Source organism: Paraburkholderia sp. CI2 (genome assembly GCF_014201055.1).
Lineage (GTDB): Bacteria > Pseudomonadota > Gammaproteobacteria > Burkholderiales > Burkholderiaceae > Paraburkholderia > Paraburkholderia tuberum.
Map to the genome: position 1 here is coordinate 72,902 of NZ_JACHDL010000018.1, position 26,056 is coordinate 98,957.

General features: G+C 64.9%; 26 protein-coding genes, 1 pseudogene and 1 riboswitch. Of the genes and pseudogenes, 13 read left to right on the forward strand and 14 right to left on the reverse strand.

The genetic code is table 11. From position 1 onward, the window contains the following. Positions 1 to 152: 152 nt before the first annotated feature. From HDG32_RS23345 to HDG32_RS23355, 3 genes are all read right to left on the reverse strand, one after another. Entirely contained in the window at positions 153 to 698 is a 546-nt protein-coding gene (locus HDG32_RS23345) for a bacterioferritin (protein ID WP_184071036.1), read from the reverse strand. 208 nt (positions 699 to 906) lie between these two features. Beyond that, on the reverse strand, positions 907 to 1,068 hold the full coding sequence (locus HDG32_RS23350) for a DUF1328 domain-containing protein (RefSeq protein WP_006052455.1): 162 nt from the start codon (positions 1,066 to 1,068) through the stop codon (positions 907 to 909). 93 nt (positions 1,069 to 1,161) lie between these two features. Beyond that, positions 1,162 to 1,338: a DUF1328 family protein gene (locus HDG32_RS23355; RefSeq protein ID WP_129961306.1), complete on the reverse strand. Its 177-nt coding sequence runs from the start codon at positions 1,336 to 1,338 to the stop codon at positions 1,162 to 1,164. A 24-nt stretch (positions 1,339 to 1,362) separates the two neighbouring features. Between HDG32_RS23355 and HDG32_RS23360 the strand changes: the two genes are divergently transcribed. The 3 genes and pseudogenes from HDG32_RS23360 to fadH form a co-directional block, all read left to right on the forward strand. Further along, on the forward strand, positions 1,363 to 3,006 hold the full coding sequence (locus tag HDG32_RS23360; RefSeq protein ID WP_260336568.1) for a sensor histidine kinase: 1,644 nt from the start codon (positions 1,363 to 1,365) through the stop codon (positions 3,004 to 3,006). Between the two features lie 230 nt (positions 3,007 to 3,236). Beyond that, on the forward strand, positions 3,237 to 3,374 hold the full coding sequence (locus tag HDG32_RS23365; RefSeq protein ID WP_184022056.1) for an entericidin A/B family lipoprotein: 138 nt from the start codon (positions 3,237 to 3,239) through the stop codon (positions 3,372 to 3,374). Positions 3,375 to 3,470: 96 nt separating this feature from the next. Continuing rightward, a pseudogene (gene fadH / locus HDG32_RS23370) lies at positions 3,471 to 3,896 on the forward strand (NADPH-dependent 2,4-dienoyl-CoA reductase); the annotation flags it as partial. 36 nt (positions 3,897 to 3,932) lie between these two features. Here fadH and HDG32_RS23375 read toward each other — a convergent pair. The 6 genes from HDG32_RS23375 to HDG32_RS23400 all read right to left on the reverse strand — a co-directional run bounded on the left by HDG32_RS23375 (position 3,933) and on the right by HDG32_RS23400 (position 8,635). Next, positions 3,933 to 4,862: an EamA family transporter gene (locus HDG32_RS23375; RefSeq protein WP_184071038.1), complete on the reverse strand. Its 930-nt coding sequence runs from the start codon at positions 4,860 to 4,862 to the stop codon at positions 3,933 to 3,935. Positions 4,863 to 5,298: 436 nt separating this feature from the next. Then, positions 5,299 to 5,541 (reverse strand): pentapeptide MXKDX repeat protein, encoded by a 243-nt coding sequence (locus HDG32_RS23380; protein WP_184071040.1) that lies wholly within the window; start codon positions 5,539 to 5,541, stop codon positions 5,299 to 5,301. A gap of 92 nt (positions 5,542 to 5,633) precedes the next feature. Then, positions 5,634 to 6,437, reverse strand: a complete 804-nt coding sequence (locus HDG32_RS23385; protein WP_184071041.1) for a molybdopterin-dependent oxidoreductase — start codon at positions 6,435 to 6,437, stop codon at positions 5,634 to 5,636. 70 nt (positions 6,438 to 6,507) lie between these two features. After that, the gene (locus tag HDG32_RS23390) at positions 6,508 to 7,152 is read right to left on the reverse strand and encodes a cytochrome b/b6 domain-containing protein (protein WP_184022043.1); all 645 of its coding nucleotides are present in this window, start codon (positions 7,150 to 7,152) and stop codon (positions 6,508 to 6,510) included. Between the two features lie 48 nt (positions 7,153 to 7,200). Next, positions 7,201 to 8,064: a thioredoxin family protein gene (locus tag HDG32_RS23395; protein WP_184071043.1), complete on the reverse strand. Its 864-nt coding sequence runs from the start codon at positions 8,062 to 8,064 to the stop codon at positions 7,201 to 7,203. A gap of 112 nt (positions 8,065 to 8,176) precedes the next feature. Continuing rightward, complete coding sequence (locus tag HDG32_RS23400) at positions 8,177 to 8,635, reverse strand: hypothetical protein (protein ID WP_184071045.1); 459 nt, start codon at positions 8,633 to 8,635, stop codon at positions 8,177 to 8,179. 594 nt (positions 8,636 to 9,229) lie between these two features. On the opposite strand from HDG32_RS23400, the gene HDG32_RS23405 reads away from it, so the two are divergent. The 6 genes from HDG32_RS23405 to HDG32_RS23430 all read left to right on the forward strand — a co-directional run bounded on the left by HDG32_RS23405 (position 9,230) and on the right by HDG32_RS23430 (position 16,131). Next, complete coding sequence (locus HDG32_RS23405; protein ID WP_184071150.1) at positions 9,230 to 9,631, forward strand: GreA/GreB family elongation factor; 402 nt, start codon at positions 9,230 to 9,232, stop codon at positions 9,629 to 9,631. A 142-nt stretch (positions 9,632 to 9,773) separates the two neighbouring features. Beyond that, positions 9,774 to 9,891, forward strand: a riboswitch (TPP riboswitch). An 89-nt stretch (positions 9,892 to 9,980) separates the two neighbouring features. Further along, positions 9,981 to 11,912, forward strand: coding sequence for a phosphomethylpyrimidine synthase ThiC (gene thiC / locus HDG32_RS23410; RefSeq protein WP_184071047.1), 1,932 nt, complete (start codon positions 9,981 to 9,983; stop codon positions 11,910 to 11,912). Positions 11,913 to 12,058: 146 nt separating this feature from the next. Continuing rightward, entirely contained in the window at positions 12,059 to 12,283 is a 225-nt protein-coding gene (locus HDG32_RS23415; RefSeq protein ID WP_184071049.1) for a glycine zipper 2TM domain-containing protein, read from the forward strand. A 244-nt stretch (positions 12,284 to 12,527) separates the two neighbouring features. Further along, the gene (locus HDG32_RS23420) at positions 12,528 to 13,019 is read left to right on the forward strand and encodes a hypothetical protein (protein ID WP_184071051.1); all 492 of its coding nucleotides are present in this window, start codon (positions 12,528 to 12,530) and stop codon (positions 13,017 to 13,019) included. Positions 13,020 to 13,314: 295 nt separating this feature from the next. After that, a complete protein-coding gene (locus HDG32_RS23425; RefSeq protein WP_184071053.1) occupies positions 13,315 to 14,913 on the forward strand; it encodes an L-lactate permease in 1,599 nt (532 codons plus the stop codon). A 291-nt stretch (positions 14,914 to 15,204) separates the two neighbouring features. After that, entirely contained in the window at positions 15,205 to 16,131 is a 927-nt protein-coding gene (locus tag HDG32_RS23430; protein ID WP_260336569.1) for a DMT family transporter, read from the forward strand. A gap of 171 nt (positions 16,132 to 16,302) precedes the next feature. On the opposite strand, the gene bamC is transcribed toward HDG32_RS23430, so the two are convergent. Next, a complete protein-coding gene (gene bamC, locus HDG32_RS23435) occupies positions 16,303 to 17,538 on the reverse strand; it encodes an outer membrane protein assembly factor BamC (RefSeq protein WP_184071057.1) in 1,236 nt (411 codons plus the stop codon). 397 nt (positions 17,539 to 17,935) lie between these two features. Between bamC and HDG32_RS23440 the strand changes: the two genes are divergently transcribed. Next, complete coding sequence (locus tag HDG32_RS23440; RefSeq protein ID WP_184071059.1) at positions 17,936 to 18,400, forward strand: DUF2844 domain-containing protein; 465 nt, start codon at positions 17,936 to 17,938, stop codon at positions 18,398 to 18,400. A 69-nt stretch (positions 18,401 to 18,469) separates the two neighbouring features. Beyond that, on the forward strand, positions 18,470 to 19,738 hold the full coding sequence (locus tag HDG32_RS23445; protein WP_184071061.1) for a DUF3443 domain-containing protein: 1,269 nt from the start codon (positions 18,470 to 18,472) through the stop codon (positions 19,736 to 19,738). A gap of 49 nt (positions 19,739 to 19,787) precedes the next feature. On the opposite strand, the gene HDG32_RS23450 is transcribed toward HDG32_RS23445, so the two are convergent. After that, positions 19,788 to 20,231 carry a hypothetical protein gene (locus tag HDG32_RS23450; RefSeq protein WP_184071063.1) on the reverse strand — a complete coding sequence of 148 codons (444 nt, stop codon included), beginning with the start codon at positions 20,229 to 20,231 and terminating at the stop codon, positions 19,788 to 19,790. Positions 20,232 to 20,437: 206 nt separating this feature from the next. Between HDG32_RS23450 and HDG32_RS23455 the strand changes: the two genes are divergently transcribed. Next, positions 20,438 to 21,064, forward strand: coding sequence for a cadmium resistance transporter (locus tag HDG32_RS23455; protein WP_184071065.1), 627 nt, complete (start codon positions 20,438 to 20,440; stop codon positions 21,062 to 21,064). A gap of 99 nt (positions 21,065 to 21,163) precedes the next feature. On the opposite strand, the gene HDG32_RS23460 is transcribed toward HDG32_RS23455, so the two are convergent. Continuing rightward, entirely contained in the window at positions 21,164 to 21,496 is a 333-nt protein-coding gene (locus HDG32_RS23460) for a hypothetical protein (RefSeq protein ID WP_184071067.1), read from the reverse strand. A gap of 397 nt (positions 21,497 to 21,893) precedes the next feature. Between HDG32_RS23460 and leuA the strand changes: the two genes are divergently transcribed. Beyond that, positions 21,894 to 23,600, forward strand: coding sequence for a 2-isopropylmalate synthase (gene leuA, locus HDG32_RS23465; protein ID WP_184071069.1), 1,707 nt, complete (start codon positions 21,894 to 21,896; stop codon positions 23,598 to 23,600). A 130-nt stretch (positions 23,601 to 23,730) separates the two neighbouring features. On the opposite strand, the gene HDG32_RS23470 is transcribed toward leuA, so the two are convergent. Further along, a complete protein-coding gene (locus tag HDG32_RS23470) occupies positions 23,731 to 24,510 on the reverse strand; it encodes an amino acid ABC transporter substrate-binding protein (protein ID WP_184071071.1) in 780 nt (259 codons plus the stop codon). Positions 24,511 to 24,787: 277 nt separating this feature from the next. Continuing rightward, the gene (gene boxA, locus HDG32_RS23475) at positions 24,788 to 26,026 is read right to left on the reverse strand and encodes a benzoyl-CoA 2,3-epoxidase subunit BoxA (protein WP_184071073.1); all 1,239 of its coding nucleotides are present in this window, start codon (positions 26,024 to 26,026) and stop codon (positions 24,788 to 24,790) included. Between the last annotated feature and the right edge of the window lie 30 nt (positions 26,027 to 26,056).

Here is a 26,056-nt window from a genome sequence, read left to right on the forward strand (position 1 = left end):
CCGTGCAAAGGGAGTCGCTCCGATGCGGACATTGTAATGATCCGGGGCCACGGCCGGACGCGGAATGCGAGGGCGGCTTCGCACCGCAGCTGCCGGCATTCCCGAGTTCGCCCGCGACCCGGTCCGTCGACGCTTCCTTGTCGCCTAGTGCGCTACTCGCGCCCCGCGAGCAGATCCGCCATATCGTCGGCATGCTCTTCTTCGACCGCGAGAATCTCCTCGAACAGCCGGCGCGTGGTCACGTCCTTCTCGCCGAGATACCGTACGATCTCGCGGTACGTGTCGATCGCGATGCGCTCCGCGACCAGGTTCTCGCGAATCATGTCGGTCAGATCGGTGCCTTCCTTGTATTCCGAATGCGCGCGTGCCTTGATGCCGTCCGGCGCGAAATCCGGTTCGCCGCCAAGCTGCACGATGCGCTCGGCGATGCGATCGGCGTGCTCCTGCTCCTCGGTTGCGTGCTCGGCAAATTCCCTCGCGACCGCTTCGGAATTGATGCCCTTCGCCATGAAGTAATGGCGCTTGTAGCGCAGCGTGCAGACGATCTCGGTGGCGAGCGCGTCGTTGAGCAGCTTGAGCACCGTCTCGCGATTCGCACCATAGCTCTGCGTGACCGGACCATCCGACATATGCTTGCGCGCGTCCTCGCGGATCTTCTTGATGTCCATCACGAACGTGTCGCCAGATTGCTTCGCCATCGAACTTCTCCTTTATCCGGTATTGGGGGAATCGCGCCTCAGCACGAATCGCGCCTGATGCGCCGAGGGTGGAATGACGGCGCGCTTCGAACGCGGGCGCCTCAATCGGGGATTCAAACGCCGCGCGTTCACGCGCCTTGTTGACTACCTGTTCCTACATTGCGTACTTCGCTGCCTACCTCATGTTGCGTGCATCCGGCTCGCGCGGCTAGGTTCGAAACACGCCGAGCAGCAACGTGACCACGAACACGACGAGAAAGATGTAGAACAGGATCTTCGCGATTTCGGCCGCGCCGGCCGCGATGCCGGTAAAGCCGAACACGGCTGCGATGATCGCAATCACGAAGAAGACGATGGCATAGTGAAGCATGGCATTTCTCCCTTTTGTTGGCCTTCCAATCGACTACCAGCAAATCGCTCGCCTGCTGTGAGGGCGCGGCTTGCCGCCACCGCGATGGCCGCGCTAATCGATCATTTTCTTCGTCACGACGAAGCCCAGCACGAGGAACACCACGCACAGCACGACAAAGACGAAGAACAGGAACTTCGCGATCGCCGCCGCGCCGGCCGCGATGCCGGTGAAGCCGAGAAGACCGGCGATCACCGCGACGACCGCGAAGAACAGTGCCCACTTCAACATGATGGCTTCCTCCCGAAACATTGCATGAACGATCGGGTCCATGCTATCGATGCGCGGCGCCGCGCGCATTCCGACGCTCGCCGTTTTTCGTGTGAGAATCCGCTTACATTGGATTACGACGACATTACGCGCGCGGCTTCGCGCGATGCCGGTGTCGATGCCCTCTTTCTGGAGCCGAAAGTGTCGAATCTGCAGAACCCGCCGGAACAACCTGGCGCGCGCGCCACGGCGCGGCTCGCCGAGTGGATGCGCAATCGCAGCTGGGCGATCGCGATGACGGTGGCGATCGTGATCACGGTGGGAGGCCTCGTGATTCTGGAGACCGCGCGTCAGCGCATCACCGCCGAGTATGAGACCGCGCTTGAAGCGCGCGACGTCACCGTGCGACTGAGCACACTCGCGAGCGATCTGTCGCGCCTCACCGCGCAACAAAACCAGTTTCTTCTGACGAAGGACGACGCATCCGCCCACGCGTTCTGCGCGAGCGCCGCGCGCATCCGCGACACCACGCAGCAGTTGGACCACTTCTATCGCGGCGGCCGCGCGGACAGCGCGGAACTCGCGAGCTTCACGCAGATTCTCGCGCTGATCGACGCGCGCATCGGCGCGGGCGCCGCCGCGATGCAGCACGCCGCGCCGCATCCGCTCGATCTCGGCGCATGCGGGAGCGCGAGCGACGTCAACCCGGCGGACGCGTCGTTGATCGACAGTACGCTCGCGCTGCTGCGCGACAACGAGGAGCGCCGCGCTCAGCACGCGCTGGCCGCGAGCCGCGCCGACCAGCGGCTCTCGACGCTGTGCGCGGCGGGTCTGTCGGCGCTGAACATCGTGCTGTTCATCCTGCTGTTTCGCAATCTCGGCATCCAGATCGACCGGCAGGCGCGCACGCAGCGTCAGTTGATCACGCAGCAGGAGGAACTCGACCAGCTCGTCAACGAGCGCACGCGGCAGCTCGAAGCGCTCGGCTGGCATCTGCAGGCGGTCAGCGAAAACGAAAAGACCCAGCTCGCGCGCGAGTTGCACGACGAGCTCGGCGCGATTCTGACCGCATGCCGGATGGACGTCGCATGGGCGCGCCGCAAGCTGAAGGACAGCGAGCCGGACATCGCCGACAAGCTGCAGCGCGCGCTCGCCAATCTCGACCAGGGCATCGCGTTGAAGCGGCGCATCATCGAGGACATGCGGCCGACCGTGCTGGCCAATTTCGGGCTCGTTACCGCGCTGCGCACGCTCGCCGACGAAGCCGCGCAGCGCAACAACTGGACGCTCGAGCTGCACCTGCCCGCCGACGATATCCAGCTCGACGAGCAGACCGAAATCGCGCTGTTTCGGGTCGCGCAGGAATCGCTGACGAACGCCGCCAAGTACGCGCGGGCCTCGAAGGTCGGCATCGCATTGCGGGTCGGCGACGGCGAGGTCGCGCTGCATATCGCGGACAACGGCGTCGGCATCATGCCGGCCGACCTGAAGCGCACACATACGCACGGCCTGCTCGGCATGCGTCAGCGCGTGGCCGCGCATGGCGGGCGCTTCGACATCCGCCGTGGCGCGCAAAACGGCACCGACATCGACGTCGTGATGCCGAGCGCGAGCGCCGCGACGCCTTCGGTCGATCAGCCGCTGACCTCGCCGGCCACGCCGCCCACTTCGTCGCAAAGCCCCGTCTGACAGATGCTCGTCGCAGCGCCCCCAAGCCGTTGTAGGAGTGCGCCGACGCAAACACCGGAGCACGCCTACGACAAAATCGCGGCACGGCCGACAGCGCCGCCCCCCGCCCTTTTTTTACCATGCAATCAGACCGGTTCGAAACCGGTTCGAAACCGGATCGAGACCTGATCGACTGGCATGGCCCCGGTCGGACGACATCAACCGATGCATTCTCGACAAGGAGAAGTTTCATGACTCGACTGATCGCTTTGCTTGTGCTCGCAGGAACTGCCATGCTTGTCACCGGCTGCAACACGATGGCGGGCGCCGGCGAAGATATTTCGAAGGGCGGCCACGCCATCACGAACGAGGCGGAAAAGGCGAAATAAGCCGGCACATGGCAGCAGGATTTGCAAAGCCCGTCGCGGGATGCCGCTGCGGGCTTTTTTTTCGTGAATGATTGCGTGCTGGCTGGCACTCGACGCGACGCGTTGGTGCGCGAGCGCGGCGGCCTGAAGCCGCCTGTTGCCGCGCAACCGGTGCGGCAGATCTGGCTATTGCAGCGCACGGCCGGCAAGCTCGGCGCGGGCCTCGGCAAGACGTCGGGCTGGGTGCGTCGCGCGACGCTCGCGCGCAACGGGGTGCAAATGCTCGGCGGCGTCGAGTATCGGGAGATCAGCGCGCGCGGTCTCAGAATCGCGCGAGACGGTGCCGACGCATGGCTCGACGTCGATACGATCGTCGTGTGCGCGGGGCAGGAGTCGTTGCGCGAGCTGTTGCCGTCGACGGTCGATCGCAACCACGGCAGCGGCGGCCCGCGTTTTCATGTGATCGGCGGCGCGAAGCTCGCGACCGGGCTCGATGCGAAGCGCGCGATCCGCGAGGGCGCGGAGCTGGCGGCAAGGCTTTGACAGCGGGCGCGCGGTTCGACGAGAACCGCGCCGCTATCAGGCGCTGCGCTTCTTCCGGTAATCGAACCAGAAAGACAGGCCGACGCTGATCAGAATCACGATCGTCGCGATTACCGTCGAGCGGGTGACCGGCTCGCCGAGCAGCAGCGCGCCCAGCGCGACCGCGACGACCGGATTCACGTACATGCAGCTGCTCGCGATGATCGGGCTCGTGTGGCGAATCAGATAACCGTAGGCGACGTACGCCGCCATCGTCCCAATCAACATCAGATACAGGAACGCGACGAGAGGCAGCAAATGCAGCTCGAGCATCCGCTCGCCCGACGCCCACGCGACCAGCGTCGACATCGCGCCGCCGAGGCCGATCTGCAGCGAGGTCGACAGAAACAGGTCCGACGGCAGCTTCAGCTGCCCGGCCAGATGCGCGCCGCCGGCCCAGAACAGCGCGCCGCACAGAATCGCGAGACTGCCGCCCGTCGAGCCCGGCGTGCTGTCGCCGTGACTCAGAATCACGATGCCGGCGAGCCCCAGCCCGACCGCGAACCATTCGCCGCGGCCGATCTTGCGTCCGGCGACGGCCGCGATCACGGTCGCGAACAGCGGCACGGTCGCGACCATCACGGCCGCGGTGCCGGTGCCGACCGTGCGCATGCCGTAGGCGAGCATGCCGCTCGACAGACCCACCAGCATGGTGCCGACGAGGCCCGCGTTGCGGATTTCGGCGAAGCTCGGCCAGATCGGCTTGCGGCGCGCGGCGAACACGAACAGACCGATGCCGGCGAACAGGTTGCGCAAGCCCGACATCAGCAGCGGCGGGAACGAGCCGAGCGCGACGTGCACGCCGAGGTACGTCGAGCCCCACACCAGATAAACGACGGCAAGCGCGAGCGCGATCCGCCCGTTGCGCGACTGCGGCAGACGCAGCGGCCAGCCGCGCGGAGAAAAAGCTGAACGTTGCAGCGACATGCTTCAGTCCGCCGTCGCCACTCGACCCGCGCGATGCGCTCGATGCCCGCGAGGCGCCGAGCCTGCGTCGATACCTTTCGGGCGGGATGGCGGGCACCGCATCGGCGATGCGGTCGGACGGGCGAGGCTGGCGGACATGTCGGTGGAACGGTAAGACGATGGGCGGCGCCGGAAGCGCCAGAAACGGCGGTGGCGGCGGCGCCGGTCAAAACGACACGATGCAACGCGGCCGCGCTGCGCGGCGGCAAGGTTGGCAAAGCCGCGGCGCGCACCGCATTATGCAGTAAGCGCCGAGAACACCACGCGAGAGAATCGTAACTTTTGGGTTTCCTGCAACAGAAAAGCCGGGGACGCATCCCCGGCTTGCGGTCAGTGTCGGATCCGTTCGATGCGCGGCCGTGCATCGGCAGGATCGCCAGGCACCCTCGGCGCCGACTCAGTTGCCCATCGTGCCCGACGCCTCGTGTTTCATCGCGTCGCCGCCCTTTTTCATCGAGTCGTGCTTCATCGTGTCCTTTTTCATGCCGTCCTTCGACATGCTGTCTTTGGGCATCGAATCTTTCGACATCGCATTCTTCGACATCTCATCGTTCGACATCGCGCCGCTCGCCTGCGCGAAGGCCGTGCCGCCGCTTGCCAGCATCAACAATGCGATCGTGGTAACTGCAATCTTCTTCATGGGATGACTCCTTGGGGGTGGATGAATCGAAGCCGGCGAGAGCCGGCGTGCTTCCGAAGCCGCTGCCGCAAGCGCGCGTGCGCCCGCATGCGTCAGGAGCCTCCGAACCAGTTGTAGCCCTGGTCGACCCAATAGCCGCCGGGATACGTGTTGGTGACGAATATTTCGACGATGTGCTTCGGATTCTTGTAGCCGAGCTTGGTCGGCATGCGCAGCTTCATCGGGTAGCCGTATTTCGCGGGCAGCCGTTCGCCGTCGTAGGAAAACGTCAGCAGCGTTTGCGGATGCAAAGCGGTCGGCATGTCGATGCTTTCGAAGTAGTCGTCCGCGCATTTGAAGCCGACGTACTTCGCCGTCGTGTCCGCGCCGACGCGCCGCAGAAAATCGCCGAATGGCGTGCCGCCCCAGCGGCCGATCGCGCTCCAGCCTTCGACGCAGATATGTCGCGTGATCTGCTCGGCATGTGGCAGCGCGTACAGTTCGGGCAACGTCCACACGCGCTGGCCGGTCACGAGGCCGCTCAGCTTCAATTGATAATCTGAGCCGTCGACGTGCGGCACGTCGTCGATGCCGTAGTACGCGTTGAATGGAAACGGCCGCGTGATCTGCGCTTCGGTGTAGGTCGGCGCGAGCTGCTTCGGATCGAACAGCGCGGCCTGCGCGCGATCGTTCAGCCGCGACACGGCGGTGAGGAAACGATTCACGGAAGCGTCGTCGGTCAGCGAGCAGCCGGTCAGCATCGACAGGCCGCCGAGCGTCAAGAGCTGCTGGCCGAACAGGCGTCGCGACGGCATCGCCAGTTCGCGCTTCGCATCGAGCAGGATCGACGCGCGGTCGAGCTTGTGGCTCACACGATGTGCGGATGGGTCCGCTGGTTTCTCTATCGGCTTGTTCATGATTCGGTATCCGTTTGGAATTCGCGTTGCGATTTCATGAGCGTGAGCATGCGCGTGGGTAGCCGCGGGCTCAACGTCCGCGCAACATCGCGAGCAACGAGCGCGGCACGAGCGCGACCATCGCCAGATGCACGGCGAGAAACGCGGCCAGCAGCGACATCGCGCTGAAGTGCACGATGCGCGCGTTGTCATAGCCGCCCATCAGTTCGCGCAGCAGCGGAAACTGCACCGACTTCCAGATCGCGAGCCCCGATAGCACGAGCACGATCAGATCGGCGATCGCGAACAGGTAGGCGAATTTCTGCACCGCGTTGTAGACGCGCAGATCGCCATGCGACAGCTTCCCGCGCAACGCGGCGACGAAATCGCGCAGTACCGCGCGCGGCGTCAGCGGCAGGAACTTGCGCACGAAGCGCCCGCTCGCGAGATTCAGCGCGATATACATGAGGCCGTTGAACACCAGCAGCCACATCGCCGCGAAGTGCCATTGCAGCGCGCCGCCGAGCCAGCCGCCCAGCGTGATCGCGGTCGGGAAGCTGAACGCCGGGAAGATCGGCGACGCGTCGTAGATGCGCCAGCCCGACAGCATCATCACGATCGCCGCGAGCGCATTCAGCCAATGCGTGATGCGCAGCCACAGCGGATGAATGACGCCGCGCTTCGGCGCGGTGGGCGCGGCGGGTGCGCTGGGGCGCAAGGCGTGGGGTGTGGACATGGGGCTCTCCTCGAGCAGCGGTAGTGAATGCGGCGCGCGCGAGGTCGATCAACGGCACGCGGGAAGGTCGGTCGCTTGCAGCACGTCGCCGCTCGCGTCGCTTTCGACGAACGCGACCACGCCGAAGCGGTCGGCGGCGTTGGCGCCCGGATCGGCTTGCGCATCGACGCTCGCAGCGTGTACATCGATGTCCTGATGAATCCGCGCTTGACCGGAGACGAGTGGCACGGGCCCGAACCAGGCGCGCACGACGCGCTCGTGATGCAGCGTCGCGCCGCGGTTTTCGCCCGCGCCGACCTGCGTCGTCAGCGCGTTCTCGTAGATCGCGAGATAGGCGCTCAACGCACCCGTGGCGGCGGCTGCCGTCGTGCTGAACTGCGCATCGACATCGAACGCGCCGGGCGCACGCGGGCTCAGCGCAAGTGCGACGCTCGCCTGGGCGGGTTCGGCGACGAGCTCGTCGATGCGGCGCTCGAAACTGTCGCGTTGCGACCAGTGGCGCAGCTCGCGGCCCGCGACGAACACTTCCGGCGTATAGAGCGTGTGCGCGCCCGCGAGACGCGTCAGCGTTTGCTGACGTTCAGTGAAGCGATGCTGGGAAAAGCGGTCGGTCCAGCCGAGGCTGTTCCAGTAGTCGACGTGCAGCGCGAGCGGCACGATGCCGTGCGCCGCGCCGTCGCTTTTCCATTGACTGAGCCAGCGGTCGGCGGGCGGGCAGCTATCGCAGCCCTCGCTGCTGTAGAGCTCGACGAGCGCGACGCGGTGCGCGGGGCTGTGCGTGGTGCATAGGGGCCCGGCCGCGTCGGCCGCACTGATCCCGGAACCGCTCAGCAGAAAAAGCGCGAGGCCGACGGCGGGCGTCGAAAAAGTCGTAAAGCGCTGAAGTATCGAGCGATTGTGCGCGGTCGACATGACGTGCTCCGATCGTAATCTGCACGTTTGTCGAGCCGCGCGGCCGGTTATGACAAGCCTCTTTTAATTTTTTTTCCGGCGCGGGATGAGCCAGCCAAAGCTCGCCCGCGACTCAGTCGTAACTGACCACCACCGTCACGCGCGTGTCCGTATCGGTGCGCTTCGCGTTCAGCGACAGCACGCCGCCCGCGCGATCGACCGCGTAGTGGCCGTCGCGGGCCGTCGCGACGCGCCCGGTGCCATCGACGAAACGCGCCGCCACCAGATCGCGCGACTGCGTGCCGCCGTTCACTTCGAGCGCGACATCGGCCCCGCTGACGACGCCCGGCGGCGCGCTGAACGTCACCGTGCGCGAGAAGCGCTGACCCGCCACGCTCGCGCTACCGACGGCGACGCCAGGGGGCGCCGTATCCACGCTGATCTGTATCGGCGGTGCAACGATCATCCCCACGAACCGGATCACGCCGCCCGTCACCGTCGATGCCGCCGGCGCCGCCAGCGGCGCGGCGAGCAATGCCACCACCGCGACTGTGCGACCGAACGTTCGCCACCGCCTGCTTTCCGCTTTCATGTGCACCTCTTTGTCAATCGGCGCGAGTCGCCTCGCGCCATTCACGCGCCATCCCGCGAATCGCTTCGCCGGAGTGCGGCCTTCGCTGCACTTTGTTTAACGGCAATCCTCTGACTGGCTTGAACGCAATGCGGACCACACCGCTTTCTTCTCGCACCGCACAAAAACGGTCAATCGACGGGCGCGACGTCGCAAACGGAACTGCGTGAGACAGCGTGCTACCATCAAACTTTCGTCTCGCTGCTGCCGCGCGGCCTCACGCTTTGTCGCCCGGCGCCTCTCGATCGCTCTTCCCCAACACCTGGTCGTTTTGCCCGTGACTTCTCTGCGTCGTCCGACTTTCCGTGCTCTCGCCCGCTTGCGCCCATGCCGCGCAGGCGAGTGCGCGCGCGCGGGCGTCGCGTCGCACGGCCCCGGCGAGACGTCCCGAACGGTCCCGCTTCACGCCGCCCGGCGCCCTCGCTGACGCAGCCCGCCAATTCCCAGGGCCGCGTCGCCGGGCACCGGGCTCTCCCATTCGTCCACTCATCCGCCGACCACCCCATGGGTCGTTGCACGCGGCCATCCATGACCGCCTTATCCGGAGTCCTGATGATGAAGAAGATCAAAACCTGCTACCTGACCGAACTCGACGTGACCCGCCTCGAGAAATACGCGGCCACCGACGCCAAGTTGCAGCACATGCTCGACGATGTGCTCGAACGCGCGGTGATCGTCGACTCGCACGACATCCCCGCCGACGTCGTCACGATGAACTCGCAAGCCACGCTGATCGACGCGGCGAGCGGCGAACAAATGACGTGGACCGTCGTCTATCCGCCCAACGCCGATTTCGCGCAAGGGCGCCTGAACGTGTTCTCGCCGGCTGGCCTCGCGCTGCTCGGCGCGCGCCGCGGCGAGAGCATCCGCTTCACGCCACCCAGCGGCGATCAGAAAGTGCTCAAGCTCGACAAAATCCTGTATCAGCCTGAAGCCGCCGACGATTTTTCACTGTAAGGCGGCCGTTCCCTCGCTGTAAGTTGCCCTGTCCGATGCGGTCTCGAATCAAGCATAGGAGATGTCTGGTTTCATCCGGACCAGTTTTTTTGAGTCATTCAGACAGGTTGCCAAACCGCGGGCGGGCGGTGTATCGTGTGCGCTGCTAACGCGGGGGTCCTGCGTAGCGCGGAGCTGGAGGTCCGTGTTGCGTGGGTGAGAAATACCCTTTGAACCTGATCTGGATAATGCCAGCGCAGGGAAGCGTACGGATTTCGCTCCAGCCTCAAGGGCCTCACCTCTGCGCGATTTTCCGACTACTTCCATCTCGGTCTCCTGCTTAGCCGCCCCACTTTGTACGGAGACTTACATGAACGCCAACCCGAAGTTTATTTCCGCCGAAGCCCACGTGGACGAGGCCGCCGTCGCGCCGTTGCCGAATTCGCGCAAGGTCTACGTGACCGGCTCGCGCCCCGACATCCGCGTGCCGATGCGCGAAATCTCGCAGGCCGACACGCCCGACAGCTTCGGCGGCGAAAAGAATCCGCCGATCTACGTGTACGACACCTCGGGCGCCTACTCCGACCCGGACGCCAGGATCGACATCCGCGCGGGTCTGCCCGCGCTGCGCGAGGCGTGGATCGAGGAGCGCGGCGACACCGAGCCGCTGACCGGTCTGTCGAGCAGCTTCAGCCGCGAGCGCGCCGCCGATCCGGCCACCGCGCAGCTGCGCTTTCCGGGACTGCATCGCACGCCGCGCCGCGCGATCGCCGGCAGGAACGTGACGCAGATGCACTACGCGAAGCAAGGCCTCATCACGCCGGAAATGGAATACATCGCGATTCGCGAAAACCAGCGCCGTGCCGAGTACCTCGAGACCCTGAAGACGAGCGGCCCGAACGGCGCGAAGCTCGCCGCGATGATGGGCCGTCAGCACCCCGGCCAGGCATTCGGCGCGAGCGCGTTCGGTCCGAACGGCCTCACCGAAATCACTGCGGAATTCGTGCGCGAGGAAATCGCGCGCGGCCGCGCGATCATCCCGAACAACATCAATCACCCGGAAAGCGAGCCGATGATCATCGGCCGCAACTTCCTCGTGAAGGTCAATGCGAACATCGGCAACTCGGCGGTGACATCGTCGATCGGCGAGGAAGTCGACAAGATGACGTGGGCGATCCGCTGGGGCGGCGACACGGTGATGGATCTGTCGACCGGCAAGCACATTCATGAAACGCGCGAATGGATCATCCGCAACAGCCCGGTGCCGATCGGCACGGTGCCGATCTATCAGGCCCTCGAAAAGGTCAACGGCAAGGCTGAAGACCTCACCTGGGAAATCTTCCGCGACACGCTGATCGAGCAGGCCGAGCAAGGCGTCGACTACTTCACGATCCACGCGGGCGTGCGTCTGCAATATGTGCCGCTCACGGCGAACCGGATGACCGGCATCGTGTCGCGCGGCGGCTCGATCATGGCGAAGTGGTGTCTCGCGCATCACAAGGAAAGCTTCCTGTACGAGCATTTCGAAGAGATCTGCGAAATCATGAAGGCCTACGACGTGGCCTTCTCACTCGGCGACGGCCTGCGTCCCGGCTCGATCTACGACGCGAACGACGAAGCGCAACTGGGCGAGCTGAAGACGCTCGGCGAACTCACGCAGATCGCGTGGAAGCACGACGTGCAGGTGATGATCGAAGGTCCGGGCCATGTGCCGATGCAACTGATCAAGGAGAACATGGACCTGCAGCTCGACTGGTGCGACGAAGCGCCGTTCTACACGCTCGGGCCGCTGACCACCGACATCGCGCCGGGCTACGACCACATCACGTCGGGCATTGGCGCCGCGATGATCGGCTGGTTCGGCACCGCGATGCTGTGCTACGTGACGCCGAAGGAACACCTCGGTCTGCCGAACAAGGACGACGTGAAGACCGGCATCATCACGTACAAGCTCGCCGCGCATGCCGCCGATCTCGCGAAGGGTCATCCGGGTGCGCAGGTGCGCGACAACGCGCTGTCGAAGGCGCGCTTCGAATTCCGCTGGGAAGACCAGTTCAATCTCGGTCTCGACCCGGACAAGGCGCGCGAATTCCACGACGAAACGCTGCCGAAGGATTCGGCCAAGGTCGCGCATTTCTGCTCGATGTGCGGCCCGCACTTCTGCTCGATGAAGATCACCCAGGACGTACGCGAGTTCGCCGCGCAACAAGGCGTCACCGACGACGAAGCGCTGAAGAAAGGCATGGAAGTAAAGTCGATCGAGTTCATGAAGCAAGGCGCGGAGATTTATCAGCGGCAATGAGCGGATTGCGCGATTCGCGCTAACCGGCACTGCAGTATCGAAGCCCGCCGGCATGGCGGGCTTTTCTTTTCCACCGCATCGAGCAGGCACGTTGCGTGCTAAGAGAAGGGAAACATCTGTTTCCAACAACGAGCGGAGTCAGCATCATGAAATCGATCCGTCATCTCGGTACTCGTCTTGGTACGGTCGCAACCGCCCTTTCACTTGTCGCGGGTCTCGCGGCATGCGGCGACATGTCCCCACGCACACGCGATACCGCGATCGGCGCGGGTGTCGGCGGCGCCGCTGGCGCGGCGATCGGTGGCAGCGGCTTATCGACGTTGGGCGGCGCGGCGGTAGGCGGTGTCATCGGTAACCAGGTCGGCAAGTGAGCGGCAAGTGAGCGTTGCGTCCGATGACGCGTCTAACGATTCATACAGGACAGCAAACGATTTTTTCGGACCACGATCCGGACTGCCGAGGGCGGCGGATGCGGTGCGCCCTCGTCCCGACAACGCGCGTGGAAATAGGCTGAAATATGCGGTTGCAGTTTTGCCACAGCGCTGCCGCGGCAAGAGCGTAAGCTCCTCGTAACGACGTCGCGCAAGGCGGCATCGGTTCATCGAGGAGCGCGCCATGAAGTCCTGCGTCGTCACCCATCTTTGCGTGGTGCGCCTCTCGACGCCACGCGATTCGTCCAGTTTTTCCGCGAGGTTCGCGCGTCCCGCCACCGCGATTTGCGTGCTCGCCTCGAGTCTCTTTTTGGCAGGCTGCTATTACCCCGCCGGCTACTATCCCGCCGGCTATTACCCGTCGTACTATTCGACCGCGCCCGCGACCACAGCCGACCAAACCGCGCCGGCGACCGATCAACAGCAGCCGCCTCAAGCCCAGGCGCAAATGCAGGTCGCACCGCAAGACATGCCGCCCGGTTATGCGGTCCCCGCGCCCGGTTATGCGGCGCCGCCGGTTTATCCCGCCTACTATCCGCCGCCGGCTTATCCTTATCCCGCTTATTACGGCTACCCCGCCTACTACGGACCGTCGATTGCGATCGGCATTGGCGGATATTGGGGCGGCCATTGGGGCGGTCATGGGGGCGGTCATGGGGGCGGCCACTCGCATTGACCTGTCCTCTTTCGTCGCGGAGCGTGCACGCGCCGGCACTTCCACTGCCGGCGCGCGCGCTTCTTCATGAGTCGTTTTTCCGCGCGTATCGCCCTCCACCGCGCATACCCCGCCCGTACTTTCCCGGCTTGACGCGCCGGTAAGGCGCTCTATCCTTGGAAGGTTTCATGCAGCACCCGCTTAAATCGGGCGACGCCGCTTTGTCGAGGCCACTTGCGAGCGTCCGCCGAATCAGAGCGACGCGCCGTCATGCGCAATCCCCCGCGTCGAATTACACAACAACGAAGGAGACGTAATGTTTCATCAACTACTCACTCCGGTTGGCAATGCGCTTTTTCCGTCGTTCATCGTCGCCGCGCTGCCGATCATCGCCGTGCTCGCGCTGCTCGGCTGGGCGCGCAGGCCCGCGTGGCAAGCGTCGCTCGCGGGACTGATCATCGGTTTGATCGTGGCGATTTTCGTCTGGCAGTTTCCGGTCGGGCTCGCGTTCAACTCGGTCGCGGCTGGCGTCGTGTTCGCGATCTGGCCAGTGATGTGGATCGTGGTCACCGCGATCCTGCTGTACAACATCGCGCAGCGCTCGGGACGCTTCGAGGCCTTCCGCCTGTGGATGATCGACAACCTGCCGAACGACCGGCGCATCGTGCTCGTCGTGGTCGGCTTTTCGTTCGGCGCGCTGCTCGAGGGCATTTCGGGTTTCGGCACGCCGGTCGCGATCACGAGCTCGCTGCTGATCATGCTCGGCTTTCCGACGCTCGAAGCGCTGACCTTCACGCTGATCTTCAACACCGCGCCAGTCGCGTTCGGCGCGCTCGGCGTGCCGATCACGGTGCTCGGCGCAGTCACCCATCTGCCGTCCGATGTGCTCGGCAAGATGGTCGGGCGGCAATTGCCTTTCTTCGCGGTCCTGCTGCCCTTCTATGTGATCGCCGTGTACGCGGGCTTTCGCAACATGCTGCGGATCTGGCCGGTGCTGCTGGTCTCGGGCCTGAGCTTCGCGCTGACCCAGTTCGTCGTCTCGAACTTCATCAACTACAGCCTGACCGACGTGCTGTCGTCGCTGGTTTCGCTGATCCTCACCGTTGCGTTCCTGCGCGTCTGGAAGCCCGCCGTCGATCCGAAATTCGCGGTCAACGTCGATCGCATCAGCGAGGTGCGCGGCAAGATCGGCGGCGCACAGGGCTGGTATCCGTGGATCATCGTGTCGGTCGTCGTGATCATCTGGACGATCGCGAGGATCTTCACGATCGGCGACATCAAGGTGTCGTGGCCCGGTCTCGACAAGGCCGTGTTCATCACGCTCTACAACACGCCGTACGGCGCGGTCTGGGACTTCCAGCCGCTCGCGACCGGTACCGCGATCCTCGTCGCCGCGCTCATCACGGCGTTCGTCGTACGGCTCTCGCCCGCCGAGTTCGGCAAGGCGATCTCCGATACGTGGGTGCAAACGCGCATCGCGATCCTGACCGTGGCAACGATCGTCGGCCTCGCTTACCTGATGAACTACTCGGGACTCACCTACACGCTCGGTCTCGGCGTTGCGTCGGTCGGGCCGCTGTTTCCGCTCGTGTCGGCGTTCCTCGGCTGGGTGGCGGTGTTCCTGTCGGGCAGCGATACGTCGGGCAATGCGCTGTTCGGCAATCTGCAGGTTGTCGCGGCCAACCAGCTCAATCTGAATCCGGTGCTGATGGCGGCGACCAACTCGTCGGGCGGCGTGATGGGCAAGATGATCTCGCCGCAGAACATCGCGACCGGCGTCGCGACCACCGAGTTGAAGGGCAAGGAAGGCGTCGTGTTCGCCAAGACCTTCAAACATTCGATTCTGCTGACGGTGCTGCTCGGCGTGCTCGTCTGGGCGCAGCAGAACGTCCTGCCATGGATGATTCCGCATTGAGGTCGCGCCAGTAACGGTGCAATGCAATTCACATCTTTTCGGACGGCCGCCCGCGCATCGCGGGCGCCGTTTCCGATCCCATCCCCACTGCCGTTCCGCCGATCGCAATTTTTCTCACATATCGGCGAGAATTGCTCGTTTGGCGCGCGCCCTCGCAGCGCTTACCATCTACCTCACCGGACGCGGCCGTCTCCCGGATCTTGCCGTTTCATCCTGTACTGAAACGATTCGCGCGATCGCACTGTTACGATGAGCTGGCGTCCCGACTCAACTGCGCGCGGCGCCATTCCAATGAAAACCAGAAACCTGCTGCAACTGCTGATCCTCGCTGCCCTGTGGGGCGCATCGTTCCTGTTCATCCGCGTCGGCGTGACCGACTTCGGCGTCGCGCCGCTGATGGCGCTGCGCGTCGGCATCGGCGCCCTCTTTCTCGCGATCGTGCTGATCGCGCGACGGCCGCTGCAACAGTCCGCCACCGTGTTGCGCACGCACGCAGCGCCGCTGCTCGTGGTCGGTATCGTCAATTCGGCGGCGCCATTCTGCCTGTTCGCGTATGCCGAGCTGACACTGTCGGCGGGCGTCACGTCGGTGATCAATGCGTGCGCGCCGCTGTGGGGCGCGCTGGTCGGCTTCCTGTGGCTGCGCGACCGGCTCAGCGCACTGCGCACGCTCGGTCTCGTGGTCGGCTTTCTCGGCGTGCTGATGCTCGTGTGGGATCAGATCGCGGCGCCGGCCGGCTCGGCCGCCTCGCCGCTGAGCGTCGCGCTCGCGGCCGGCGCCGCGCTCGGCGCCACGCTGCTCTACGGCATCGCCGCCAACTACACGAAGCGTCACCTGACTGGCGTCGACGCGCTGACCGTCGCGACCGGCACGATGATCGGCGCGACGATCGTGCTGCTGCCGCTCGCGGTCATCTACTGGCCCGCCGCGCCGATCTCGCTGCGCGCGTGGGGCGCGGTGATCGCGCTCGGCGTCGCCTGTACCGGCATCGCGTACATGCTTTTCTTCCATCTGATCGCAGTCGCCGGGCCGACGCGCGCGATCACCGTGACCTTCGTGATTCCGATCTTCGGCATTCTGTGGGGCGCGTTGTTTCTCGGCGAGACGGTGTCGCCCGGCATGCTCGAAGGGTGCGCGGTGATTCTGGTCGGCACCGCGTTGGCGACCGGCGTAGTCAAGCGCTTGCCGTGGATGGGGACGCGGCGCGCGGATACCTGAGCGCACGGAGTCAATCGGCAACCGCGTCGGGTCGCGGCTTGCCGATCCGGTCACGTTACATCGGCTCACGCGCGCGCCGTTCGCGCGTCAAATGCATAGTCAAAAAAAAACCGCCCGGATTTCTCCGGGCGGTTTCGTCGAACCGGCGGCGTCGGCCGCGAGGCTCTCGTATCAGTGCAGCTGGTCGGCCATCAGGCTCATGATCTGCTTGGCCTGCGAGCTTTCGTCGAGCTGACCCTTGTCGTCGACCACGGCCACGCGGGTCTGGTTCGGCGTCACGGCGCGCACGTTCACGCGATACTGCCTGGCGACCTTCTCCTTCTTGCCGTGGAAGACCTGGCTCCAGAAGCCCTGCTCGGCCGACGACATATCCTTCGGATCGACGTAGCGCACGAAATAGAGGCCGCGGCTCATGTCGCGATCGTCGACCGTGAAATTGCTGCGATCGAGCGCGAGGCCCACGCGCAGCCACGCGCGGTCATACGGCTCGGCGAGTGTGAGTTCGGTCGATGAGAGCTGCGCCGACGTGTTGTTGGCCGAATCCGCGTCCGGCATAGGCGGTTGCGCCGCGAGCGCGACGTTCTGCGCGACAACGGCGGCCGTCGCCGACTTCGCACCCGCCGTCGCCGCGTTCGGCGCGATCTGCGTGCCCGCGGGCGACAGCTCGGCGTTCTGTGTGCCACCCGCGTTGCTACCCGAATCGGCCCGCGCCAGCGAGACCATCAGGCGCTTCAGGTATTCCTCCTCGAGCGCCGGGTCGTTCGGCTTGGGTTGCCACTGGGTCGACTCGTTGTTCGTACCGGTGATCGCCTCACGCATGCCTTTCTGGCTGACGAACACATAGGTGCCGCCGTTCGGCGCCGCTTCGAGACGCGTGCGGAACTTGTTGCGCTCCGAACTCACGTAGCTGTTGCCCATCGCCTTCGACAGCGTGTTGCGGATAAAGCCGTCGTTGATCTGCGCGTGGGTTTCGTTCCAGTCGGTTTCCATCACGCCCTTGTCGCGCTGGTCGACGACGAGCAGGAAGCCCTGCTCCTGCCAGAAGCGGCGGATTTGCGGCCAGGCCTGATCGGGCGTTTTGTTGTCGATCACGAGCCAGCTCTCGGTGCCGTCGCGCTGGATGTGGATGCCCTGGACGGGCGGCACGACCGCGACCGCGTCGCCGGCCGGCGCCTGTGCCTGCACCTGTTTCAGCGTGGACAGCGAGGTTTCGCCGCCCTGCGGCGGCAGCGAACGCTGATCGGCCGTCTCGTCGATCATGTTCGGCGGTACGGCAAGCGATACCTGCTTCGAACGGGAGTCGCTCCTATAGTCGATTTTGGTCGGCGACGAGGTGCCGCAGCCGGCGACCAGCCCGCCTGCCATGAGCATTACTGCAAACCGCTTGGTGAGACGAAAATCAGTCATGTTCGGGGAATCCTTCCGCTACGCCACGGCAAGTTTCCGTGGATCAACCCAACATTTTACCGGTCCCGGCGAGGCCTGTGCAAAAACTGGGGTTTGCCCGCGAATCGCCGCATGCCACGGCTACGAAGCGACCACGGGAAAAAAGTCCGCGCCCATCATGCTATTTGCCTTCTTATGAGGTAAATTTAACACTCAATAACACTTTCGGGTTGACTTTGGGAGTATTCCAAGTCTTTGCCGGAGGCCCGCCGAATAAGGGCTTCCGGTCTGCATGCGGCTTGTTTTTAAACATGGCGCGCGGTCCTGTCCGCCGCGATGTGCAAAGACCAGAAAAAACCAGCGCCAGGTTAATCGAGTTATCTCAATAAAAAATCCGGCGCCAAACGAGGAAGGCCTCATGTCCCAGTCCTGTCTCAATCCATCCGCGATCGCCTCGGCGATCGCCGTCGTCGCGTGCTGCGCGAGCTTCGGCGCGCATGCCGAATTGGGCGGCACGATGCCGAACCAGGCGGTGTTGGGCGCGAGCGCGCCGCGCACGCTGCTCAATGGCGCACTGCGCGAGCGCACGTGGACCGACGCTGGCAATACGACCATCAACGAATACGCGACCAGCACCGGCCTGATCGTCGCCTACGCGTGGCAAGGCCCGACGATGCCGGATCTGCACGCGCTGCTCGGCAAATACGGCGACTCGTACAAGACAGGCGCCGCGGCGGCGGCCGGCAGCGGCAATCTGCATTCGTCGCGGGTCACGCGCGCCGACGTGATCGTCGAGTCCGGCGGACCGATGCGCGGCTACGTCGGCCGCGCGTGGCTGCCGGCGGCTTTGCCCGCCGGCGTCACCTCCGACGACATCCAGTAACGCGTGCGCCCCGCACGCGTCGCTCGCGCCCCCTTCACGCCTGAGTTCCACCCGACGGATCGCCACGCCATGAAATCCGCCTTGCGTTTCCATGCCCTGCTTCTGATCGTCTGTGCGGCCCTCGTCGGCTGCGGCGGCGGAGGCGGCAGTTCCTCGTCCAGCTCGTCCGGCTCGGGCTCGACGCCGTCCGCGACCGCGCCGACCTCGTCGACCAGTTCCACGAGCGCGTCGAACACGACGCAGAGCGCGAACGTGCCGCAATCGACCACGCCCAACGTGCAGCTGGTCACGGTCGGCGTATCGCCCGGCAGTACGCGCAACATGCTGACGACGAGCGTCACCGTCTGCCAGGCCGGCACCAGCAACTGCGCGACGATCGACGACATCCAGGTCGACACCGGCTCGAACGGCCTGCGCATCCTCGCATCGGCGCTGCCGACGACCCTGTCGCTGCCGACCATCGCCGCGGGCGGCGGCGTGAGCGCCGAATGCGCGGTGTTCGGCAGCGGTTATGCGTGGGGCTCGATCCGCAACGCGGACGTACGCATGGCTGGCCAACAGGCGTCATCGATTCCGATCCAGGTAATCGCCGACAGTGCGCTGCCCGCTGCACCCACCGACTGCGCGAACTCCGGCGCGTCGCTGCTGACGGTGTCGAGCCTGCACTCGAACGGGATCCTCGGCGTGGGCCTGTTCCCGGTCGACTGCGGCAACGGCTGCTCGAACTCCGCATTGCCGCGCTGGTACTACAGCTGCACGACGAGCGGCTGCACCGCAACCGCGCAGCCGCTCGCACAGCAGGTGACCAACCCGGTCAGCAGCTTCCCGCTCGACAACAACGGCGTCGTGATCGACCTGCCGGCCGTCGCCGATGCGGGCGCGGCCAGCGTGTCGGGCTCGTTGATCTTCGGCATCGGCACCCAGTCGAACAACACGCTGACGAGCCCGAACGTCCTGAAGGCGAACGCCGCGACCGGCTACGTGACGACGAACTCGGGCGGTCAGACCTATGCGGTGAGCTATCTCGACAGCGGCTCGAACGGCCTGTTCTTCCACTCGACGCAGTTCCCGTTGTGCGGCTTCTGGTACTGCCCGACTTCGACGCAGTCGGCGAGCGCGTCGATCTCCGGCATCGATGGCGTGTCGAGCACGGTGTCATTCGACATAGCCAATTCGAGCACGCTGTTCTCATCGTCGAACAACGCGTTCGACAATCTCGCCGGCAATTCGAGTCAGGGCTTCGGCTGGGGCTTGCCGTTCTTTTACGGCAAACGCATTTACACGGCGATTGCGGCGCGCAATACGTCGGCCGGCCAGGGGCCGTATTACGCGTTCTGAGATTGATTGGGTTGGATGCGCAGCGATGGCGCGAGACGCGGACGGGAACTCAGCCCGCCGCGCTGGCCGGATGCGCGGCCGGCGCGGCCAGCTTTGCCGGCGCGAGCCAGCGGAATACGTCCAGCTCTTCGCCGTGGAACGTGCACTCGGCGGCGGCCGGCGTGCTGACCCTCTTCGGCTCGGCCTGCTTCGCGGCCACGTTGACGTCCGTCGCCGCTTGCGATGCCGATGCCGCGAGCGGCGCGGAGACCGCCACCTCCGACGCGCTTAGCCGATGCTCGATCGTCCCCTCCACCACGACGCGCGAGCCGCGAATCGCGGCCCCGCGATGCGTGACCCGCAGCGTATCCGACGACATCCCCGACGACGCCTCGGCCAGCTTGCTGCGCATCAATTGTTCGCATGCGCCCGAGTTGCGGGTACCGATCGTGCAGGCCGCCAGCAGCGCCGCGGCGCTCGCGACACAGGCGATAGAGAGAAGGCGAATCTTCATCGATGTTCCGTTGTTCCAGGCCTCGGTCATTGTAGCTTACGACCCCATCGCCCGGCTTAGCGGCCGCCTGCCGCTTGACCTTGATGCGGCGCATCGGCATTGTGTTGACCGGTCGCACGCTCGATGGCGCAGCCGGCAGCCCGGTTGCCCACATTGCGCGGCGAATTCAAAACGACTCTACCCCCGGTAACGATCTCGGCTTCTTCATGCTCAGCCTCGTCCTGCTCGCGATCGTCGCCTACGCCGCGACCAATATCGACAACCTGTTCGTGCTGCTCGGCTTTCTGACCGAAACGGGCGTGGAGCGGCGCCGCGTGGTTGCGGGACAGTACGCGGGCTCTTTGATCCTCGTCGCCGCGGCGCTCGTGCTCGCGGCCTTGCTCACGCGCCTGCCGGCCGGTTATGTGGGCCTGCTCGGCTTGCTGCCGATCGTCGTGGGCCTGCACAAGGCCTGGCAGCGCTTCGGCCCCGGCCGCGCGCGGCGCAACGCCAGCGAAGATAGCGAGGACAGCCGCGCAAGCGCCCCGCCATCCGTTCGCGGCTCATCGAGCTGGACCGTCGCGAGCGTCGCCATCGCCAACGGCTCGGACAACCTCGCCGTCTACGTGCCGCTGTACGCGAGTCGTACGCCCGCCGAGAACGCGCTGGTTTCGCTCGTGTTCGTCGTGATGATCGGGCTCTGGTGCGCGGGCGCGGCATGGCTGGTCGACCACCCGTTGCTCGGCGCGCCGATCCGACGCTACGGCTCGGCGCTGCTGCCGCTGATCCTGCTCACGATAGGCGTATCGGTGATTGTGAACAGCGATACGTTGCGACTTTTGTCCGGCGCGTGATCAACGCGGGGCGTCGACGAAGACTGCGCGGCACGCACCGGCTTCAGCTTGCCGCCTTCAGCGTCGTAGTCTTCGTCTGCCGATCCTGCTTCGCCAGTCTCAATTCGCCGGCTGGGTCGGTTGCACGTAAGTACGCAGGCCCGCCAGCGGCGCGCCATAGCCGCCCGCGCTCGCGTTGTTCGGCAAGCCGTTGACCAGTTGCGCACGCGGATCGGTCGGATTCAGATTCAGCTCGCCCGCCTGCTGGTTGCCATGCGTCGGATACTCGCTGCCGCGCGCCGCCTGCGGCATCAGACGCGTACTGTTCTGCGGCGCGTTCATGTCGTTCTGCGCGCTGAGCCCCTGCGCGCCGGCCTGCCCGACGAACCCACATGCCAACGCCGCGCACGCGCAGATCCTCGCGAGGCTGGATATCTTCGCTACCCTTTTCATGTTCACCTCCTGCTCTGTGAATTGACGACGCCTAGTGAGCTCACCCCTGAATCGAGTGCCGCGCGAGCGTCCCACGGCACCTTCCATACGAGCGGCCGCTCGCCCCCTTCTGCAGCCGAGCAGGCCGCGGCCCACTCCACCTCGGCCCTTGACGCTTTCTCAATAATATGTTCCTATTGCGCACTATGTACCGCGCCCAGACCACCCTATCGCTACTACTAGCCCGCTCTACCGGGCTAGGTCTGCTGCTGCGCGCGTCCGCTTCTCTCTGATACACCGAAGCATCGCTTGAATCCCCAGTAACTGACCCAGCCCCGGTTTCCGACCGGCGGCCCAGTATCGCGTTTTCGTCGTCCGGTCGACACCCATTCCACGGTCTCTCCCCCGGATGATGAAAATGTTGAAAAACCCTGCTACCAAGTACCGTTCGTTCAAGCCGATCAATTTGACGGATCGCCAGTGGCCGTCGCGCACCATCACGCGCGCGCCGATCTGGATGAGCACCGATCTGCGCGACGGCAACCAGGCGCTGTTCGAGCCGATGAACGCCGAGCGCAAGATGCGCATGTTCAAGACGCTGGTGCAGATCGGCTTCAAGGAAATCGAAGTCGCGTTTCCGTCGGCGTCGCAGACCGATTTCAACTTCGTGCGCGAGCTGATCGAGGGCGGCCATATTCCCGACGACGTGACGATCGAAGTGCTCACGCAGGCGCGCGACGATCTGATCGAGCGTACTTTCGAATCGTTGCGCGGCGCCCCGCGCGCGATCGTCCATCTGTACAACGCGACCGCGCCGGAATTCCGCAAGATCGTGTTCGGCCTCGAAAGGAGCGGCGTGATCGAACTCGCGCAGAAGGCCGCGCGCACGATGAAACGTCTCGCCGACGCGCAACCGGACACGCACTTCACGCTGCAATACAGCCCGGAAGTATTCAGCGGCACCGAACTCGAATTCGCGAAGGAAGTCTGCGACGCGGTGTTCGACATCTGGCAACCGACGCCCGAGCACAAGGCGATCGTCAATCTGCCGGCCACCGTCGAAATGGCTACGCCGAACGTCTACGCCGACCAGATCGAATGGATGCACCGCAATCTCGCGCGCCGCGACTCGCTGATCGTCTCCGTCCACCCGCATAACGACCGCGGCACGGCCGTCGCGGCCGCGGAGCTCGCGGTGATGGCGGGCGCGGATCGCGTCGAAGGTTGTCTGTTCGGCAACGGCGAGCGCACCGGCAACGTCGACCTCGTCACGCTCGCGTTGAACCTGTACACGCAGGGCGTCGACCCCGAGCTCGATTTCTCGAACATCAACGAAGTCGCGCGCACGGCCGAGGAATGCACGCAGTTGCCGGTGCATCCGCGTCATCCGTATGTCGGCGATCTCGTCTTCACCGCGTTCTCGGGCTCGCACCAGGACGCGATCAAGAAGGGCTTCGCCGCGCAGAAGCCGGACGCGATCTGGGAAGTGCCGTACATGCCGATCGATCCGAGCGACCTCGGCCGAACCTACGACTCCGTGATTCGCGTGAACAGCCAGTCGGGCAAGGGCGGTATCGCGTACCTGCTCGAGCAGAGCTACGGCGTCGTGTTGCCGCGCCGCCTGCAGGTCGACTTCAGCTCGGCCGTGCAACGCTTCACCGACCAGAGCGGCCAGGAAGTCACGCCCGCGCAGATCTGGGAACTGTTCCAGCAGGAATACGTGCGCACGGCCGAGCCGGTCCGCTATATCAGCCACAGCCTGTCCGAGCATGACGGCCGCGAGCACATCAAGCTCAACGTCGAAATCAACGGCACGCCGCGCGTGCTGGGCGGCGCCGGCAACGGCCCGCTCGACGCGCTGATGCACGCCTTCGACGTGCCCGTGCGCATCCAGCACTACGAGGAACGCGCGCTCACGCAGGGCGCCGATGCGCGCGCGATCGCGATCGCCGAAATGGCCGGCACCGATGTGGCCGGCAGCGCGTTCGGCGTCGGTGTCGATGCGAACCTGATCACCGCGTCGATCCGCGCGGTGATCAGCGGCGTGAACCGCGCGTATGCACGCGTGAACACGGATGCCCAGGAGCGCTTCTTCGACGCCGCGCTGAGCGACGCGACGGTGTGAGGCCAGCGTCTGCCGCGTTGAACGTGCGGCACGCCGCATGTTCGACGGGCTGACGACAACCAAGAAGGGGCGTTTCGACGCCCCTTCTTTTTTAATGTGGATTTATCCGCGTCAACGTTTCGGCCGACGGTCAATGAAACACGTCCCGGCCGAAGTACTTCAGCGAAATCCGCTGATACGTACCGTCTTTTCTCATGCCGGCGAGCGCGTCGTCGATCGCCAGGCGCAGCTTCGGATTGCCCTTGCGGATCAGTACGGCCGACTTGTCGCTGCTATCGGGCGACGTATCGACCGCGACGACCTTGATCCTCGCCTCGGGCTCGCGCTTCCTGTAGTCGAGAAACGACAATGAATCGTTGACGGTCGCGTCGACGCGGCCCGCGAGGAGCAGCTCGATCGATTCGTCGAAGCCCTGCGCCGGAATCACCTGCGCGCCGTGCGCGGCCGCGATCCTGCCGACGTTGCTGGTCAGCGTATTGGCCGATTTGCGGCCCTTCAGGTCGTCGAAAGATTTGATCGTCGTGTTGTCCGATGCGACGATCAGCACCGCGTGCGACGTGATGTACGGGTCCGAGTAATCGTATTTGAGCTTGCGCTCGTCGGTGATCGCGACCTCGTTGATCACCGCGTCGTAGCGATTGACGTCGAGACCGGCGACCAGTCCTTCCCATTTGCCTTCGATGAATTGCGGCTTGACGCCGAGACGCTGCGCGATCGCGCTCCCAATCTCGACGTCGAAGCCGGTCAGCTTGCCCGCGTCGTCGTGGTAGGTGAACGGGGCGTACGTACCTTCGGTGCCGATCCGGAACACGCCCGATGCCTTGATCCGCGCGAGATCGTCGGCGCTAGCCGGATGCGCGAGTGCTGCCTGCAACAGCGCAATCATCGCAAGTGAACGAATCGGCTTCATCGGACGGCTCCGTCTGAGTGCCTGCGCAGGTGGCGGACTGCCGCGTTGGCGGGGAGTCCCGGCGTGCGGCCGGCTGTGTGGGCCGACTGTAGCAAACCGTCCGCGATTTTCAAAGCGCTTCGCGCGCGGTGCGTCGATCCGCACAGGTCAGCCGCTGCGCTCTTCCGTCAAGCATATGACGCAGGCAAAAAGGCCCCGCAAGCGCTCATGCTTTCACGAGCCTTTGCGGAGCCTTTTCGCGGAGCTTTCGGTGTGGGTCGGCGCGTCGGCGCGCCGCTCAGTACGTCTCCAGATGCAGCCGCCCTTCCCGCTTCAGCTTCGCCCACAACGCTTCCCAATCGAGCTGATGCTGCTCGCCGATATCCTTGAGCGCCTGCAGCACACCGTCCTCCATGCCCTTGAGGCCGCACACGTAGATATAGGTGTTGTCGTCCTTCAGCAGGTTCGCGACGTCGGCCGAACGTTCGCGCATTGCGTCCTGCACGTAGCGCTTAGCCTGTCCCGGGGTGCGCGAAAGCGCGAGCGTGGTCTCGATGAAATCCTTCGGCAGATTCGTCAGCGGTCCAAAGTACGGCAGCTCCTCCTCGGTACGCGCGCCGAAGAACAGCATCAGCTTGCCGGTCGCGCCTTTGAGGCGCTTGCGGCGGCGATACTCGGTCATCGCGCGCATCGGCGCGGAACCGGTGCCCGTGCAGATCATCAGCAGATGCGAGTTCGGATGATTCGGCATCAGGAAGGTGCTGCCGAACGGACCGATCACGTTGACCACGTCGCCCTTCTTCAGATCGCACAGATAGTTCGAGCACACGCCGTCGATCGCGTCGCCGTGCTGCTGCGACACCCGCTTGACCGTCAGCGACACGTTGTTATAGCCGGGCCGCTCGCCATCGCGCGGACTCGCGATCGAGTACTGGCGCGCGTGATGCACGCGGCCGTCGGCAGCAGCTCCCGGCGGCAGAATGCCGATCGACTGGCCTTCGAGCACCGGAAACGGCATCGAGCCGAAATCGAGCACGATGTGATGGATGTCGCTCGACGTCGCGCTGTCGGTGAGCCGGTAGTTGCCGACCACCGTCGCGGTGGTCGGCGCCTTATGCGTGTAGAGATTCACGTACGGCTTCGCGGCCGACCACGGCGGCACGACCGCGCCGCGCACGGTATCCACTTCGATGCCGTCCGCTTCGGCGGCGCTGTCGCCCGCGGTAGACGCGGCCACCGGTTCTTCAGCCGGCACCGCCATCGTGTTCTGCTCCGGCAACACGTCCCACGTAAACTGCTCGTCGATCGAATACGCGTCGGCCTTCAGCACGGTGCGCCAGTTGTCGATCGCGCCGGTCGGGCACGGCGGCACGCAGGCCATGCAGCCGTTGCAGACGTCGGCCTTCACGACGTAGTTGTTGGCGTCGTGCGTGATCGCATCGACCGGACAGGTCTCTTCGCAGGTATTGCAGCGAATGCAGATCTCCGGATCGATCAGATGCTGCCGCAGAACTTCGACCGATACTGGCCCGTTCATGACTTCCTCCACCTGGTAATACGGCGCGCG

Coding starts and splice junctions, on each gene's coding strand:
- HDG32_RS23430 (WP_260336569.1), top strand. CDS start 15,205: ATGAAAACCAGAAACCTGCTGCAACTGCTGATCCTCGCTGCCCTGTGG.
- HDG32_RS23365 (WP_184022056.1), top strand. CDS start 3,237: ATGACTCGACTGATCGCTTTGCTTGTGCTCGCAGGAACTGCCATGCTT.
- HDG32_RS23375 (WP_184071038.1), bottom strand. CDS start 4,862: ATGTCGCTGCAACGTTCAGCTTTTTCTCCGCGCGGCTGGCCGCTGCGT.
- leuA (WP_184071069.1), top strand. CDS start 21,894: ATGTTGAAAAACCCTGCTACCAAGTACCGTTCGTTCAAGCCGATCAAT.
- HDG32_RS23420 (WP_184071051.1), top strand. CDS start 12,528: ATGAAGTCCTGCGTCGTCACCCATCTTTGCGTGGTGCGCCTCTCGACG.
- HDG32_RS23440 (WP_184071059.1), top strand. CDS start 17,936: ATGTCCCAGTCCTGTCTCAATCCATCCGCGATCGCCTCGGCGATCGCC.
- HDG32_RS23390 (WP_184022043.1), bottom strand. CDS start 7,152: ATGTCCACACCCCACGCCTTGCGCCCCAGCGCACCCGCCGCGCCCACC.
- HDG32_RS23425 (WP_184071053.1), top strand. CDS start 13,315: ATGTTTCATCAACTACTCACTCCGGTTGGCAATGCGCTTTTTCCGTCG.
- HDG32_RS23360 (WP_260336568.1), top strand. CDS start 1,363: ATGAACGATCGGGTCCATGCTATCGATGCGCGGCGCCGCGCGCATTCC.
- HDG32_RS23450 (WP_184071063.1), bottom strand. CDS start 20,231: ATGAAGATTCGCCTTCTCTCTATCGCCTGTGTCGCGAGCGCCGCGGCG.
- HDG32_RS23415 (WP_184071049.1), top strand. CDS start 12,059: ATGAAATCGATCCGTCATCTCGGTACTCGTCTTGGTACGGTCGCAACC.
- HDG32_RS23345 (WP_184071036.1), bottom strand. CDS start 698: ATGGCGAAGCAATCTGGCGACACGTTCGTGATGGACATCAAGAAGATC.
- HDG32_RS23395 (WP_184071043.1), bottom strand. CDS start 8,064: ATGTCGACCGCGCACAATCGCTCGATACTTCAGCGCTTTACGACTTTT.
- bamC (WP_184071057.1), bottom strand. CDS start 17,538: ATGACTGATTTTCGTCTCACCAAGCGGTTTGCAGTAATGCTCATGGCA.
- HDG32_RS23455 (WP_184071065.1), top strand. CDS start 20,438: ATGCTCAGCCTCGTCCTGCTCGCGATCGTCGCCTACGCCGCGACCAAT.
- HDG32_RS23380 (WP_184071040.1), bottom strand. CDS start 5,541: ATGAAGAAGATTGCAGTTACCACGATCGCATTGTTGATGCTGGCAAGC.
- HDG32_RS23400 (WP_184071045.1), bottom strand. CDS start 8,635: ATGAAAGCGGAAAGCAGGCGGTGGCGAACGTTCGGTCGCACAGTCGCG.
- boxA (WP_184071073.1), bottom strand. CDS start 26,026: ATGAACGGGCCAGTATCGGTCGAAGTTCTGCGGCAGCATCTGATCGAT.
- HDG32_RS23405 (WP_184071150.1), top strand. CDS start 9,230: ATGAAGAAGATCAAAACCTGCTACCTGACCGAACTCGACGTGACCCGC.
- HDG32_RS23355 (WP_129961306.1), bottom strand. CDS start 1,338: ATGTTGAAGTGGGCACTGTTCTTCGCGGTCGTCGCGGTGATCGCCGGT.
- HDG32_RS23460 (WP_184071067.1), bottom strand. CDS start 21,496: ATGAAAAGGGTAGCGAAGATATCCAGCCTCGCGAGGATCTGCGCGTGC.
- HDG32_RS23445 (WP_184071061.1), top strand. CDS start 18,470: ATGAAATCCGCCTTGCGTTTCCATGCCCTGCTTCTGATCGTCTGTGCG.
- thiC (WP_184071047.1), top strand. CDS start 9,981: ATGAACGCCAACCCGAAGTTTATTTCCGCCGAAGCCCACGTGGACGAG.
- HDG32_RS23470 (WP_184071071.1), bottom strand. CDS start 24,510: ATGAAGCCGATTCGTTCACTTGCGATGATTGCGCTGTTGCAGGCAGCA.
- HDG32_RS23350 (WP_006052455.1), bottom strand. CDS start 1,068: ATGCTTCACTATGCCATCGTCTTCTTCGTGATTGCGATCATCGCAGCC.
- HDG32_RS23385 (WP_184071041.1), bottom strand. CDS start 6,437: ATGAACAAGCCGATAGAGAAACCAGCGGACCCATCCGCACATCGTGTG.